The organism is Escherichia sp. E2748, from assembly GCF_005781125.1.
Lineage (GTDB): Bacteria > Pseudomonadota > Gammaproteobacteria > Enterobacterales > Enterobacteriaceae > Escherichia.
In genome coordinates, this window is record NZ_VATP01000013.1 from 18,516 (window position 1) to 34,215 (window position 15,700).

The 15,700-nt window shown below is 51.1% G+C and carries 13 protein-coding genes; 7 read left to right on the plus strand and 6 right to left on the minus strand.

Annotated features, from left to right (window positions below; translation table 11 throughout):
- Window positions 1-130: 130 nt before the first annotated feature.
- The 3 genes from ptsP to FEK42_RS23195 all read right to left on the minus strand — a co-directional run bounded on the left by ptsP (window position 131) and on the right by FEK42_RS23195 (window position 3,419).
- The gene (gene ptsP / locus FEK42_RS12355; RefSeq protein WP_130207734.1) at window positions 131-2,377 is read right to left on the minus strand and encodes a phosphoenolpyruvate--protein phosphotransferase; all 2,247 of its coding nucleotides are present in this window, start codon (window positions 2,375-2,377) and stop codon (window positions 131-133) included.
- Between the two features lie 12 nt (window positions 2,378-2,389).
- Window positions 2,390-2,920 (minus strand): RNA pyrophosphohydrolase, encoded by a 531-nt coding sequence (gene rppH, locus FEK42_RS12360; protein ID WP_130207736.1) that lies wholly within the window; start codon window positions 2,918-2,920, stop codon window positions 2,390-2,392.
- Between the two features lie 352 nt (window positions 2,921-3,272).
- Window positions 3,273-3,419, minus strand: a complete 147-nt coding sequence (locus FEK42_RS23195; protein ID WP_276319965.1) for a hypothetical protein — start codon at window positions 3,417-3,419, stop codon at window positions 3,273-3,275.
- A gap of 185 nt (window positions 3,420-3,604) precedes the next feature.
- Here FEK42_RS23195 and mutH point away from each other — a divergent pair, with 185 nt between their 5' ends.
- The 5 genes from mutH (at window position 3,605) to FEK42_RS12390 (ending at window position 8,390) form a co-directional block, all read left to right on the plus strand.
- Window positions 3,605-4,306, plus strand: a complete 702-nt coding sequence (mutH, locus tag FEK42_RS12370) for a DNA mismatch repair endonuclease MutH (protein ID WP_130207740.1) — start codon at window positions 3,605-3,607, stop codon at window positions 4,304-4,306.
- Window positions 4,307-4,363: 57 nt separating this feature from the next.
- Entirely contained in the window at window positions 4,364-5,077 is a 714-nt protein-coding gene (locus FEK42_RS12375; RefSeq protein WP_064529833.1) for a TerC family protein, read from the plus strand.
- A 141-nt stretch (window positions 5,078-5,218) separates the two neighbouring features.
- A complete protein-coding gene (gene ygdR / locus FEK42_RS12380) occupies window positions 5,219-5,437 on the plus strand; it encodes a lipoprotein YgdR (RefSeq protein ID WP_000758660.1) in 219 nt (72 codons plus the stop codon).
- A 107-nt stretch (window positions 5,438-5,544) separates the two neighbouring features.
- Complete coding sequence (locus tag FEK42_RS12385) at window positions 5,545-6,585, plus strand: NADP(H)-dependent aldo-keto reductase (protein ID WP_130207742.1); 1,041 nt, start codon at window positions 5,545-5,547, stop codon at window positions 6,583-6,585.
- Between the two features lie 149 nt (window positions 6,586-6,734).
- On the plus strand, window positions 6,735-8,390 hold the full coding sequence (locus FEK42_RS12390) for a DUF4139 domain-containing protein (RefSeq protein ID WP_131162002.1): 1,656 nt from the start codon (window positions 6,735-6,737) through the stop codon (window positions 8,388-8,390).
- A gap of 38 nt (window positions 8,391-8,428) precedes the next feature.
- Here FEK42_RS12390 and lplT read toward each other — a convergent pair whose 3' ends face one another.
- A complete protein-coding gene (lplT, locus tag FEK42_RS12395; protein ID WP_130221486.1) occupies window positions 8,429-9,622 on the minus strand; it encodes a lysophospholipid transporter LplT in 1,194 nt (397 codons plus the stop codon).
- A complete protein-coding gene (gene aas, locus FEK42_RS12400) occupies window positions 9,615-11,774 on the minus strand; it encodes a bifunctional acyl-ACP--phospholipid O-acyltransferase/long-chain-fatty-acid--ACP ligase (RefSeq protein ID WP_135492952.1) in 2,160 nt (719 codons plus the stop codon). The genes lplT and aas overlap by 8 nt, the downstream gene beginning before the upstream one ends.
- A 585-nt stretch (window positions 11,775-12,359) precedes the next feature.
- On the opposite strand from aas, the gene galR reads away from it, so the two are divergent.
- A complete protein-coding gene (gene galR / locus FEK42_RS12405; RefSeq protein WP_130207752.1) occupies window positions 12,360-13,391 on the plus strand; it encodes an HTH-type transcriptional regulator GalR in 1,032 nt (343 codons plus the stop codon).
- 6 nt (window positions 13,392-13,397) lie between these two features.
- Here the strand turns inward: galR and lysA are convergent, their stop codons facing one another.
- A complete protein-coding gene (gene lysA / locus FEK42_RS12410; RefSeq protein WP_130221485.1) occupies window positions 13,398-14,660 on the minus strand; it encodes a diaminopimelate decarboxylase in 1,263 nt (420 codons plus the stop codon).
- 121 nt (window positions 14,661-14,781) lie between these two features.
- Here lysA and lysR point away from each other — a divergent pair, with 121 nt between their 5' ends.
- Complete coding sequence (lysR, locus tag FEK42_RS12415; RefSeq protein WP_135492953.1) at window positions 14,782-15,699, plus strand: DNA-binding transcriptional regulator LysR; 918 nt, start codon at window positions 14,782-14,784, stop codon at window positions 15,697-15,699.
- Window position 15,700: the final 1 nt, after the last annotated feature.

A 15,700-nucleotide genomic window follows, 5' to 3' on the forward strand; every position in this document is an offset into this window, starting at 1 on the left:
TATTTCGCTGAAAGAGAACAGCGATTGAAATGCGCGCCGCAGGTTCCAGGCGCTCCAAAGGTGCGAATAATAGCACAAGGGGACCAGGCTGGTTGCCGGATACCGTTAAAAGATATGTATACGATCCGCGCTATAGCCCCCCGCGAATCAGCCCGCCCATGCCGCGACGCTCCATAAATGCCGCAACCTGATGACGAACTTCAGTCGCCAGTTGTGCTTCCAGGCTGCGCTGCGCAAGGTTTTCCGCTTCGGCAAAATCAATGCGCCGCAGCAAATATTTTACGCGCGCGACAGAACGCCCGTTCATAGACAGATGGCGATACCCAAGCCCAATGAGGATTGCTACGCACATAGGATCTCCCGCCATTTCGCCACACAAACGGAGATCTATCCCTTGCGTTTCCGCTTCCCGGGCGATCATTGCCAGCGCACGTAACATCGCAGGATGCAGGCTGTCATAAATGTTCGCAACTCGCGTGTTGTTACGATCAACAGCCAGAATGTATTGAGTCAGATCGTTGGTGCCAACAGAGATAAAATCGACCCGGTTTACCAGGTGAGGCAACATAAACACCATCGATGGCACTTCCAGCATGATACCGATGCGCGGTTTCGGGATCGCATAGCCGATCATCTCCTCGACTTCACGTCCGGCACGTTCAATCAGGCGGCGTGCTTCGTCAACTTCATCGAGGCTTGTGACCATCGGCAATAAGATGTTCAGGTTGCCCGTTGCTGCATTAGCACGCAGCATCGCCCGCACCTGGATCAAAAAGATCTCCGGCTGATCGAGCGTAATGCGGATCCCACGCCAACCCAGACATGGATTCTCTTCGCTGATAGGCATGTAAGGAAGTTGCTTATCAGCACCAACATCCAGCGTGCGCAGCGTGACAGGCTTATCATTGAACATTTGCAACATACCCTGATATTGCGCCACCTGCTCTTCTTCCGACGGGAAACCGCTTTGCAACATGAAAGGAATTTCAGTGCGATAAAGGCCGATACCATCAATGCGACTGCCCAGTTTTTCTTCATGTTCCGGGCTTAAACCCGCATTAAGCATGACTTTAATGCGCTCACCGCTTTTTAACTGTGCGGGTAAATTGACGTCATCTTCCGCCAGCCGGCTTAGCTCATTTTCTTCGCTAATTAGCCGTTGGTATTCTTGTAGCAACACCGGTTCCGGGTCGACCAGTAATTCCCCGCGATAACCATCAACAATCAGCGTCCGATGATGCAGCACTGAAGGTTGAATGTCCGCCCCCATCACGGTAGGAATACCCAGCGCGCGCACCATAATCGCCGCATGGGAGTTGGCCGCACCATCGCGTACGACGACGCCGACTAAGCGATCCTGGGGCAACTCCGCAAGGGTCGTCGCCGACAATTCATCTGCCACCAGAATGAAACGTTCCGGCCAGGCGTTCGGCCCCTGATTTGCATCATCAAGGTGAAACAGCAACCGCTGGCCCAGCGCGCGTAAATCGCCAGCGCGCTCTTTGAGATAGTTATCACTTAGCGCGGCAAACTGTTCAGCAAATTTTTCAATGACCGTTTTCACAGCCCACTCTGCGACCGAGCCTTTATCCACCTCGGCAAACAGTTCGCGACGCAAACGGGTGTCGGAAAGCAGGTGCGAGTAAAGATCGAAAATGGCCGCAGTTTCTTTCTGCGCCCCGGCAGCAAAGCGTTTGCTGTAACGACGAAATTCGTTAGCTGCCTCTTCCAGCGCTCCGGTCAGGCGCTCACGTTCCAGCGCTGGATCCAGCGTTGATGCCTGATACACCTGTTCCATTAAGGGTAAAGTGGCATCCTGCCAACCTTCGGCAATCGCCACGCCGGGTGCAGCCGGTAATGCGCGGATTCGCGTCTGGCGATATTGTCCGAATAAGGCAGTCAACTGCGACTGGGAAAGAATGGCCGCCATCTGGGTAGCGAGCGTCACCAGAAAGGATTCTTCGCTTTCATCGTACTGGCGTAGCTCTCGTTGCTGCACCACCAGCACGCCAAGCAATTGGCGACGCTGAATAATCGGAACGCCTAAGAAAGCACGGAAACGCTCTTCTTTTACGGAGGGGACATATTTGAAGCTGGGGTGTTTTTGCGCATCCGCAAGGTTTATCGGTTCCGCCAGCCTGCCAACCAGGCCGACGATCCCTTCATCAAACGCGAGCGTTACGGTGCGACCTCGCGGTTTTTTCAGCCCCCGAGTCGCCATCAGGTAGTAACAACGTCGGTCGTGATCGGCCAGGTAGACCGAACAGACTTCGGTATCCATCGCAAGACAGATGTCGGTAACCAGAATATTCAACGCCTCGTTAAGGCGGGGAGCACTGGCTACCTTTTCGACTATTTCGCGCAGGCGAGTGAGCATAATTGGCGTGACTTAACCTCTTTTACGTCGATAAGTAGATGCGTTTTGTGGTTTAGGCGTATTGTCCTGTAGCGCCATCACAACACTCGCAAACTCTTTCATTACCCTGCGGTAGACATCACGTTTAAATGACACCACCTGTCTGACCGGATACCAGTAACTTACCCAACGCCAGCCGTCAAACTCTGGTGTACTGCTGGTTTGCATATTGATTTCCGCATCGCCGCTCACCAGCTGCAAGAGAAACCATTTTTGTTTTTGGCCGATACACACCGGCTTCGTGTCCCAACGCACCAAACGTTTTGGTAATTTGTAGCGCAACCAGTTACGCGTTGAAGCAAGGATTCGAACGTCTTTTCGGCTTAATCCTACTTCTTCAAACAATTCACGGTACATCGCCTGTTCTGCGGATTCTCCGGGGTTAATTCCGCCTTGCGGAAATTGCCAGGAGTGCTGACCAAATCGACGGGCCCACATTACTTGCCCCTGACGATTACAAATCACGATACCTACGTTTGGGCGGTAGCCATCGTCATCAATCACCGGACTACCTCAAAATAAAACTTTATATGCGAATGATTGTTTCATACTCCTGGAAGGCGGTAAACCACTCTCTGCAAGGCATTACACACTAATAACAATTGAATAACTCACAGTTAAGTGCAGAGTTATAAACAGCAGAGGGGGAACATCACCGTTTTTATTCACCTTTTCTGTGGATAGAGTTGTGAAGAAGTACGGAATTACTGCGGGAAAACCCAGAGCATTCTGAACAACCCTGATTCAGGCATTACAAAATAATAGTTACTAATCAATGAACTAGGTGCTTAAATCGCTACCAAACAGGTAAAATCGTGACCTGTATCACACTCACTGTATACGAGGTGGTGAAAGATCAACCAATGTCGTATTTATCCACAGAATGTGCCAATAAGTTAAGCACCGCATCACTAAAAATTGGAGTTTCGTCGCACGTCAAGGCTGTAAATGGAAACAGTAGTGAGGGTTTTTCACAGTTATCCCAGCTTTCTGTGGATAACATGGTGTAAGATCCTGTTTATTTTCAGTGACCAGATTTGGAAAACCTCCACATACGTTGCGCAACGTGGTTATCTGAAACCTAAAAAGCAATATAAATCATGCAATTGAATAACACGCGTGGAAAAAGTTACACTTGGTATATCCGGTATAAAATTACTGCTCAATTTTTAATCAAGGTATAACACCATGCTCCAGCCTCGCCCATTGCTCTCTCCACCAGAAACTGAAGCGCAGTTATTTGCGCAAGCACAGCAACTTTCCGGTTACACATTGGGTGAGCTGGCGGCACTTGCCGGGCTGGTTGCACCGGAGAATTTAAAGCGCGATAAAGGCTGGATAGGCGTGTTGCTGGAAATTTGGCTTGGCGCCAGCGCGGGCAGTAAACCTGAACAAGATTTTGCGGCCCTGGGCGTAGAGCTAAAAACGATTCCTGTGGATAGCCTTGGCCGTCCTCTGGAAACCACTTTCGTTTGCGTGGCGCCTTTAACCGGCAATAGCGGCGTCACCTGGGAAACCAGCCATGTACGTCACAAGTTAAAACGCGTGCTGTGGATACCTGTAGAAGGCGAGCGCAGTATTCCTCTGGCGCAGCGGCGCGTAGGGTCACCATTACTGTGGAGTCCAAATGACGAAGAGGAACGGCAGTTACGCGAAGACTGGGAAGAATTGATGGATATGATTGTTCTTGGTCAGGTTGAAAGAATTACCGCTCGTCACGGGGAATATTTACAGATAAGACCTAAAGCGGCGAATGCGAAAGCGCTCACCGAAGCCATTGGCGCCCAGGGTGAACCGATTCTGACACTGCCACGCGGCTTTTATTTAAAGAAGAATTTCACCAGTGCGCTATTGGCTCGTCATTTTTTGATCCAGCACCCATCGCTTTGACCTGCCGCATTCCGGGCATATAATTACCGCTTCATTTTTTTGGCAGGGCTTTGTTTGATGTTATTTGCATGGGTAACCGATCCTAACGCCTGGCTTGCGCTCGGTACGCTGACGCTGCTGGAGATCGTTCTTGGGATCGATAATATTATTTTCCTCTCGCTGGTGGTGGCAAAACTACCTACAGCACAACGTGGCCACGCGCGGCGTCTGGGTTTGGCAGCGGCGATGGTCATGCGTCTGGCGCTGCTGGCGTCTATTGCCTGGGTCACACGTCTGACGAATCCGCTTTTTACAATATTCAGTCAGGAAATTTCCGCTCGCGATTTAATTTTGTTACTCGGCGGTCTGTTCCTTATCTGGAAAGCCAGCAAGGAAATCCACGAATCCATTGAAGGCGAAGAAGAAGGGTTGAAAACTCGCGTTTCATCATTCCTCGGCGCTATCGTGCAGATTATGCTGCTGGATATTATTTTCAGCCTCGACTCGGTGATTACCGCTGTGGGCCTGTCAGATCACTTATTCATAATGATGGCAGCAGTGGTAATTGCCGTAGGCGTGATGATGTTCGCCGCGCGCTCGATTGGTGATTTTGTCGAACGCCACCCTTCGGTAAAAATGCTGGCGCTCTCTTTCCTGATTCTGGTGGGCTTTACCCTGATTCTGGAAAGTTTCGATATCCACGTACCGAAAGGTTACATCTACTTCGCGATGTTCTTCTCTATTGCGGTTGAAAGCCTCAACCTGATTCGCAACAAAAAGAATCCGCTCTGATATTCCGTTCGCTCTCCTGCGGGAGAGCGTTCGGCCAGCTCTCCTCCTCACAGTTTAAGATTTTCCTGCTTTCATGATGTATAACGTCAGATTATAAACAGTCTATTATCATTAATGGGCAAAATAGGTGAGGATGACCGGATGAAAAAATGGGCAGTATTAATTTCTGCAGTCGGACTGGCATTTGCCGTTTCCGGCTGTTCCAGTGATTACGTCATGGCGACCAAAGATGGCCGTATGATTTTGACAGATGGAAAACCGGAAATTGATGATGACACCGGGCTGGTGAGTTATCACGATCAGCAAGGTAACGCGATGCAAATAAACCGTGATGATGTTTCGCAAATTATTGAACGTTAAAAAATAAGGTCAGCATCCGGCTGGCCTTAAGATTTTTCTCTTTCCCTTTTCCCTTCCCTCTGCCATTTTTATATTCCTTATGTCGTGATTATAAAAAGGAAACGGCTATGCAATATCACCGTATACCCCACAGCTCGCTGGAAGTCAGCACGCTGGGGCTTGGCACGATGACGTTTGGTGAACAGAACAGCGAAGCCGACGCCCATGCACAACTCGACTATGCCGTTGCTCAGGGCATTAACCTTATCGACGTTGCCGAGATGTACCCGGTACCGCCACGCCCCGAAACTCAGGGGTTAACCGAGACCTATGTCGGTAACTGGCTGGCAAAACATGGCAACCGCGAAAAGTTAATTATCGCCTCCAAAGTGAGCGGACCGTCGCGTAATAATGACAAGGGGATCCGCCCGGATCAGGCGCTGGACAGGAAGAATATCCGCGAAGCTCTGCATGACAGCCTCAAGCGTCTGCAGACTGATTATCTCGATCTCTATCAGGTGCACTGGCCACAGCGCCCGACCAATTGCTTTGGCAAGCTCGGTTATAGCTGGACTGATTCCGCACCCGCGGTCTCTCTGCTGGATACGCTGGACGCACTGGCAGAGTACCAACGCGCGGGGAAAATTCGTTATATCGGCGTGTCGAATGAAACCGCATTTGGCGTAATGCGCTATTTACATCTCGCGGATAAACACGACCTGCCGCGTATCGTCACCATTCAAAACCCCTACAGCTTGTTAAATCGCAGCTTTGAAGTGGGTCTGGCGGAAGTCAGCCAATATGAAGGCGTCGAGTTACTGGCTTATTCGTGTCTGGGATTTGGCACGTTGAGCGGGAAATATCTCAACGGCGCAAAACCGGCTGGCGCGCGCAATACACTCTTTAGCCGCTTCACTCGCTACAGCGGTGAGCAAACGCAAAAAGCCGTCGCGGCGTATGTTGATATCGCCAAACGTCATGGTCTGGATCCTGCTCAGATGGCGCTGGCCTTTGTGCGTCGTCAACCGTTTGTTGCCAGCACTCTGCTGGGCGCAACAACGATGGAACAGCTGAAAACTAACGTCGAAAGTTTGCATCTGGAGTTAAGCGAAGACGTGTTGTCAGAAATTGAAGCAGTGCATCAGGTTTATACTTATCCGGCACCTTAAATCTTCCGCCTGGCGTTCTGCGCCAGGCATCTCTTGTCACAACTTTTTCAGAATATATTCACTACTTTTCGCCGCCTCTCTCCTGACAAAGCGCAATAGACTCTTTCGGTCAACGCCAGCGCGCGTTTCAATGCTTGTTAAGGATAACCATGTTGATTCTAAGACCACTTCCTCTCGCTATGCTGTTTGTCGGTTGCGTTTCTTCCGTTTGGGGTGCGCAATTAACCCAACCGTTAACGCTGAAAGACGTCACGGTTTATCTGCATGGTGCCAGCCTGCAAGGTGAAGAGACACTTAATTTACCAGCCGGAGAAAGCGAAATTATCTTCACTAATATCGCCAATTCGGTAACCGACGACAGCATCGCCATCTCTATCGATAACGGAGTGACTGTGCTTTCCTCACGTATTGAGTTACAGGGAACACAACCGAATACGCTGCCGTCAGATATTCAGCAACAGTTAAAAGCTGCCAGACAGGAACAGGCAAAACTGACCGCCGAGAAAGACAATATCGCGGCTCAAATTAAGGTATTAGAGGCAAATAGCACATTAACAAATAAAAGTGCCGCCGAAGTTGGCAAGTATCTGCAGATGGTGAAAGAGAAAAATGGTGAGCTATTACGTGTTGACAATGAACTGACGCAGAAACTTGCTGATAACCAGCTGGAAATTGAAAAGCTGGAGCAACGCGAGAGCATGAGTAACGGCGATTCAGAAGCAGCCAATGATCCGCAGGTTATCATCGCTAAGGTATATGTCCCAAAAGCCGTCACTGCGAAAGCGGTGGTGCGTTATATGACTCCTGATGCTACATGGACGCCGCTCTATGATATTCACGCCACGGCCATAAACCAGCCGCTGCGTCTGGTTTACAAGGCTAATATTCGCCAGTACACCGGGCTTACATGGAAAAACGTTAATCTCGTGCTCTCGACCAATGAACCTGATACTCACCTCACCTTGCCGCAACTGGAACCCCAGTATGTGGATGTTCCGGAGTATGGAGGTGTAAACGGCTCGCTTTCAGAATCACCTGTGATGAAACAGCGTTCGGAAAATTCGTCTGACCAGGATGTCTCAGAATTGCAGAAAGCCCTGGGGGCAGAGATGCAAAAAACAAGGGAGCAACGAGCCGGGCGCATGTATGCGGCATCGGCAGCGCCCGTTTCACCGCAACCAGAAAGTTTTACCGCGCAAAATGTTCGCTATGCACTTTCGCTACCGTGGCAAATCGACAGCGATAATACCGCGCGCACGGTGGTCATTAAGGAAGAGTCGGTCAACGGTAAATATCGCTTCTTTGCTATTCCAAAGATCAGTAATGACGCCTGGCTCCAGGTACAAATTAAAGAGTGGGAACAGTTAAATTTAATCCCCGGCGAAAGTCAGATCTTCTTTGGCAATAACCGTACCGGCGTGGGTTATTTACAGCCGCCGGAAGATGGCAAGTCGCTGGATATTCAGCTTAACCGCGATCCTAAGTTGATTATTCAGCGTAAAGCCGCACTCAAAAAAGAGAATGCGTTATCTATCTTTAATGACAGCGCAATACGTAACTTCAGTTACACCCTTAATGTGAAGAACAGCTACGGCGAAGCGGTGGATATTACTCTGCTCGACCAGATCCCAGTCAGTGCTAATAGTGATATTACGGTAGAAAAAATGCAGTACGGGCAGGCGCAGTTTGATGCAAAAACGGGTGAACTGACCTGGACGCTGAAACTGTCAGGCAAAGAGAACGTGAGTCTGCCATTCTCTTACAGCGTGAAGTATCCGAAAGGTATGCACCCTTCGGGAATGTGACCTTCGCCAGATGGCTGAATGTGCCATCTGGCAAAAGATTAATGACGGCGTTGCCAGATCCACAGCGCCGTTATTGCCAGCGCAAACAGCGCACCAAAGCCAATGCCTATGGGCACGACTGGGATGCCTACCATTACTGCCAGCGAGTAAATTCCCAACATCAGCAGCATGGCGCTGTTTTCGCCGAGATTCTGTACTGCAATCGCATTCCCCGCCCCGACGCTTTTTTTGCCTCGCTCCTGTAATAATGCATTGAGCGGTACCACAAAAAAGCCTCCAAGTACGCCAATCAACATCAACAAGGCATAGGCTGGCAGAAGTTCGTGTTGCAGGGAGAAAATCAGCACCACCACGCCAATCAAAATGCCGGCTGGCATGCAGCGTGATACGGTTTCCAGGGTGACCAGTTTTGCTGCCGCCCCCGCACCAACCACGATGCCAATCGCTACCATCGCGTTGAGGTAGGTCGGGGTCGCGTTATCGGTAATGCCCAGCGCCACCGGCACCCACAGCACCAACAGAAAACGCAACGTGACACCCGCGCCCCAGAATAAACTGGTTCCCACCAGCGAAAATCGTGTTTCACCGTTGTGCCATAATACGGCGCAAGCAGAGATAAAGCTGCGGGCCATGTTGATAAGATTCCACGACTGTCCCGGACGCGCCGCCGCCAGTTTTGGAATGTAGAGATTTGCCGCTACCGCGCCAGCATAAGCCAGCGCACAGGCCGCCAGCGCGGCAAGAACATGCCAGTCCGCCAGCACGCCACCGGCTACGGAGCCGAGCAAAATCGCCGCAATAGTGGAGGCTTCCATCAAGCCGTTAGCCTTCACTAACTGATTACCGGTTGTTAACTCGCCAAGAATACCGTATTTCGCCGGAGAATAAGCCGCTGCACCGACGCCCACCAGCGTATAACCAAGAAACGGATTAATGCCAAAACAGATACTGGCAGCCCCCAGCAACTTAAGGCCGTTGGCAAACATCATTACCCGGCCTTTCGCAAAGCTATCCGCCACTTGACCGACAAATGGCGCAAAAAGAATGTAAGCGCCCACAAACACCATTTGCAGGATTGGCTGACTCCAGTCCGGGTAGAACTGAGCTTTCAGTAGCGCCAGAGTGGCAAACAGCAGCGCGTTATCGCCAAACGCAGAGAGAAACTGCGCGGCAATAACTGCTTTCATTCCCTTCGACCATAGCGAAGTGTTAGTGTGCACTGACTCACTCATCGTGTTTTTCCGCTTCGTCTACCCAACTTTTCAACGTGACAAAGTCAGGCTTGCCGCTGCCCAGTAATGGCATCTGCTTCAGATAGCGAATATCACGCGGTACGGCAAGTTCCGGTACGCCGTGCTCGCGGGCGTATTGCTGTAGTTTATCGCGCGTCAGTTCGCTGTCTGTAGTGAACAATACCAGCGCCTCGCCTTTACTGGCGTCGCTCTTAATCGCGGTGGCATGGACTTTATCTGGCGAAACACCAAGTGCCAGTTGTTCCACCATTTCCAGTGAAACCATCTCTCCGGCAATTTTGGCGAAGCGTTTTGCCCGCCCCTGAATCTGCACAAATCCCTGTTCATCAAAACGCACGATATCGCCAGTGTCATACCAGCCGCGCTCCATCTCACCGAGTATGTTCTCAGCCGTTGGCACTTCCAGCACGCCTGGTTTCTCCACCCGCAGGTAGCCGTTCATTATGTTCGGCCCTTTTAGTTGCAGGCGACCACCTTCTTCAATACCCGGAACCGCCAGCAGACGTGCATCCATCCCCGGCAAAATACGCCCGACGGTGCCGGGTTTCGCTGCCATCGGTACGTTGATGGACACCACTGGCGCGCATTCAGTCACGCCGTAGCCTTCAAGAATACGCAGGCCAAATTTATCCTGCCAAAGTCGTTTGGTGCTTTCTTGTAGTTTCTCCGCGCCAGCCACCACATAGCGTAGACGATAGAAGTCATACGGGTTGGCGAAGCGCGCGTAATGACCAAGGAAGGTCGAAGTACCGAAAAGCACCGTACAACTGCGGTCGTACACCAGTTCAGGCACAATGCGGTAATGCAATGGACTGGGGTAAAGGAAGACTTCAGCGCCCGTCAGCAGGGGCGTAAACAAGCCAACAGTTAAACCAAAGGAGTGAAACAACGGTAACGCCGACATAAAGCGATCGTTGGTGGTGAAATCGGCAATCGTTTTAATCTGCTCGACGTTCGCCAGAATGCTTTTATGGCTATGGACGACGCCTTTCGGATGGCCTTCAGAACCGGAGGTAAAGAGGATCAGCGCCTCTTCTTCTGGTTGCTGTTTTACCTGTGCCAGACGCGGCATCAACAGATGGGCGAAGATCCACACTTTGTCGGCAGTGGTGACATCCGCTTTTAAATCTTCCAGATACACCCAGCGTACCTGAGTCAGCTGCTCCGGCAGATGCCAGAGTTTGCCTTTGTCGAGGAACTGGCGAGAAGTGAAGATAGTTTTGATTTCAGCCGCCGTAATGGCGCTGGTCAGCCCTTTTACCCCGGCGGTGTAGTTCATCATTGCCGGAATACGGCGACGGGCGATGGCCCCAAAAATCACTGCCGCACTGATGCCTGCATTGGGCAGCATTAAGCCGATTCTTTCCCCTTCAACGCTATATTTTTCGAGGATGCGACCAACAAACAGTGTTTTAGTGAGCAACTTGCGATAGGTATCTGGGGTAAAGTTGACGTCTTCGACACACTTTTTCCTGGCCCCAAAACGGTACATTGCGCTCAGTAGTGATTCGTACAGCGTTTCACGTGGGCGTACCGCCATACGCGCTTCCATCATAATTTGGTGCAGCATTTCCCCCGCGATTTTACGGCGGTCACGGGCGCGCGGCGCATCTGGCATCGGCACCTGCGTGGGAGGCAAAATATGCAGATGAATTTGCGGGAACAAGCGCCGTTTAACCAGACCTTTCAGGCGACTGAAATGCGTAAGCTCCGCCCCTTCAATTCGCACCGGAATAACCGTCGCGCCTGACTTCGCCGCCACAAAACCGGCGCCATCGTAAATTTTCATCAGCGAACCGGTGGTCGTGATGCGCCCCTCCGGGAAAATCACGACCGGACGGCCTTGTTCCACCAAACGAACCAGATGTTTGATTGCCATCGGCTGTGTCGGATCGAGAGGAACGAAGTCGATAAATGATTTCAACCAACGCATATACCACTGCTGGCTGATGGAGGTGTAAACAGCAAACACTGGGCGAACGGGTAAAAATAGCGCCAACAGAATGCCATCAATAAAAGAGACGTGATTGGGCGTGATAAGAACGCGCTCGCCCTTCAGCGTCTGGGTGTCACCTGTCACGCGAACGCGGTACAGAGCAAGGCACAAATTTCGAAAAAAGCTAAAAAGCATTTCAACTCCCTTTGCTCATTATTCATTAAATGCGAATGCGGTGAGATTACACGAGATGAAGAGCTCGAGCGACAGTAAAGTCGGTGCGAAAAAAAACCTGCGCATCCGCGCAGGTTGGTGCAAGAGACAGGGTACGAAGAGCGTACCGAATAATCTCACCAATCAATACCTCTGGGATCTTGATTGTGGTCCGCACGACGACGCTTCGCCAGCGAGAAAAAGCAAAGGAATGAAGGGAAATGCAACGAGGTGTGTAAATTGTCGGTTACTGTTACAGATTTGCGACAGGCAAAAAAAACCTGCGCATCTGCGCAGGCTGGTGTAATTCATGTGCTCAACCCGAAGTTGACTTCACCTATCAATACCTCTGGGATCACCACTTTATCAACCTGTAGACAAATGCCACCAGCAGTCAATCGCAACAGCGTTTCGCAAAGTGTAACCAAAGGTTTGCAATCTCTTTTTTTCCTTACTTATTCTCGTTTCGCGCACACTTCCCACGCTGAAATCACAACGCCCCTTGAACCAACGGGCGTTTTCCGTAACACTGGCAGAATGTAAGCGTTTACCCACAAAGGTATTTTCATGGCGACCATTAAGGATGTAGCCCGACTGGCAGGCGTTTCAGTCGCCACCGTTTCCCGCGTCATTAATAACTCTCCAAAAGCCAGCGAAGCTTCTCGTCTGGCTGTGCATAGCGCAATGGAATCTCTGAGTTATCACCCGAACGCTAACGCCCGCGCGTTGGCGCAACAGACCACTGAAACGGTTGGCCTGGTCGTTGGTGATGTTTCCGATCCGTTTTTCGGTGCAATGGTGAAAGCGGTCGAACAGGTGGCTTACCATACCGGTAATTTCTTATTAATTGGCAACGGTTACCACAACGAACAAAAAGAGCGCCAGGCCATTGAGCAGTTGATTCGCCATCGCTGCGCCGCGCTGGTCGTCCATGCCAAAATGATCCCGGATGCCGATTTGTCCTCATTGATGAAGCAAATACCCGGCATGGTGTTAATCAACCGGATCCTTCCGGGTTTTGAGAGTCGTTGTATCGCTCTGGACGATCGCTACGGTGCCTGGCTGGCGACACGCCATTTAATTCAGCAGGGTCATACACGCATTGGTTATCTCTGCTCTAACCACTCTATTTCTGATGCCGAAGATCGTCTGCGAGGGTATTACGATGCCCTTGCCGAAAGCGGTATTCCGGCTAATGATCGGCTGGTGACTTTCGGCGAACCGGACGAAAGCGGTGGCGAGCAGGCGATGACAGAACTGTTGGGAAGAGGCAGAAATTTCACCGCCGTGGCTTGTTATAACGACTCAATGGCGGCAGGCGCGATGGGCGTGCTCAATGACAATGGGATTGATGTACCAGGTGAAATTTCGCTGATTGGTTTTGATGATGTGCTGGTGTCACGTTATGTACGCCCACGGCTGACCACGGTCCGTTACCCAATAGTGACAATGGCGACCCAGGCTGCAGAACTGGCATTGGCGCTGGCGGATAATCGCCCACTGCCAGAAATCACCAACGTTTTTAGTCCTACGCTGGTACGTCGCCATTCAGTTTCAACACCGTCGCTGGATGCAAGTCATAACGCAGCCAGCGACTAGCCGCGATTAAAGCAACTCGAGCGCCAGTAATTCCTCAATGGTCTGGCGGCGGCGAATCAACCGCGCCTGACCATTATCAAACAGAACTTCTGGCAACAGTGGGCGACTATTGTAGTTAGATGACATTGACGCACCATATGCACCGGTATCATGCAGCACCAGATAATCGCCAGCCTTCACTTCCGGTAAGGCACGGGTTTCAACATTCCCCCCTTCCTGCTGGGTAAAGACATCGCCCGATTCACATAATGGCCCTGCGACAACGGTTTCCACCGTTGGCGCATGTTCAAGAGAGCGACCATCAGCCGCCAACGCGCTAATATGGTGATAACTGCCATACATTGCCGGGCGCATCAGATCGTTAAATCCAGCGTCAACCAGCACAAAGTGGCGGCTCCCCATTTGTTTGACGCTCCGCACCTGGGTAATTAACACACCAGACTGCGCTACCAGGAAGCGACCCGGTTCGATTTCCAGTTTCACAGGGTGACCGAGATGGCGGGCGATTTGCTCACGCGCGGCATGCCACAGACCATAATAATGTTCAGTATCAACCGCCTCTTCTCCCTGCTGATACGGAACAGAAAGCCCGCCCCCCGCAGAAATAGCCTGTAAATCCTGACCGAATTCGATGACCTGATGCACCATCGCGCCACACACCTGCTCCAGATGCGCATAATCAACACCAGAACCGATGTGCATGTGAATGCCAACCAATTGCATATGATGACGTTGTATGACTTCCAGCGCGGCCGGAAGATCGGTATACCAGATGCCGTGCTTGCTGTTTTCGCCACCGGTATTGGTTTTTTGGCTGTGTCCGTGACCAAACCCCGGGTTAACGCGCAGCCATACCCGATGTCCTGGCGAAACCTGACCCAGTTGATCGAGCATATCAACAGACCCCGCATTCACCGGAATTTGCAATTCACTGACGCGCTCAAGCGTTGCCTGATCGATAACATCCGCGGTAAAGACGATGTCATCGGGATGCGTTTGCGGATTATATCCCGCCGCCAGCGCACGCTCGATTTCCCCCAATGAGACAGAATCCACTTTCACACCCTGCTCACGCATTAAGCGCAAAATATGAATATTGGAACAGGCTTTCTGCGCGAATCGCACCACATCAAACTGTTTCAGCGCTGCAATCTGCCGACGAATAATTTGCGCATCGTAAACCCACACCGGGCAGCCAAATTCTGAGGGCAAACGTAGTAGATTTTCGGCGGTGAGATCGGTATCGGTGCTGAACAATGAATGTGGCATAACAAACTCCAGATAAGTGCTTTTTTATGATTACGCCACATCATAAAAAGAATAAAAAATATCGATTTATGTCGAGTCTATGCAAAAATGATATGGATTACCGGATTGCGAGAGAATGCTAATGGCCGCCGTTAACTTACGTCATATTGAAATTTTTCATGCGGTTATGACCGCCGGCAGCCTGACTGAGGCGGCACAACTGCTGCATACTTCACAGCCAACCGTCAGCCGCGAACTGGCGCGCTTTGAAAAGGTGATCGGGTTGAAACTGTTTGAACGCGTACGCGGTCGATTACACCCTACCATTCAAGGGCTGCGTCTGTTTGAAGAGGTGCAGCGCTCCTGGTACGGGCTGGATCGCATCGTCAGCGCCGCCGAAAGTCTGCGCGAGTTTCGCCAGGGAGAACTGTCTATTGCCTGCCTGCCGGTCTTTTCGCAGTCTTTTTTGCCGCCGCTGCTACAACCGTTTCTGGCCCGTTATCCTGAAGTCAGCTTAAACATTGTCCCGCAGGAATCACCGCTACTTGAAGAGTGGCTTTCGGCACAGCGTCATGATCTAGGACTCACTGAAACGCTGCATACGCCTGCGGGTACGGAACGTACCGAATTACTGTCTTTAGATGAAGTGTGTGTTTTACCGCCGGGCCATCCGCTGGCGGCAAAAAAGGTATTAACACCGGAAGATTTTCACGGTGAGAACTACATCAGCCTTTCCCGCACTGACAGCTATCGCCAGCTGTTGGATCAGTTGTTTAGTGAGAATCAGGTTAAACGACGCATGATAGTAGAAACCCATAGCGCCGCGTCAGTTTGCGCGATGGTACGGGCGGGAGCGGGAGTTTCGGTAGTTAACCCACTCACCGCTCTGGATTATGCGGCAAGTGGGTTAGTGGTGCGGCGGTTCAGTATTGCGGTTCCCTTCACCGTCAGCCTGATTCGCCCTCTACATCGTCCGTCATCAGCACTGGTGCAGGCATTCAGCAAGCATTTACAAACCGGTTTACCAAAACTGGTTGCCGCTCTTGAGGCTATTTTGTAGT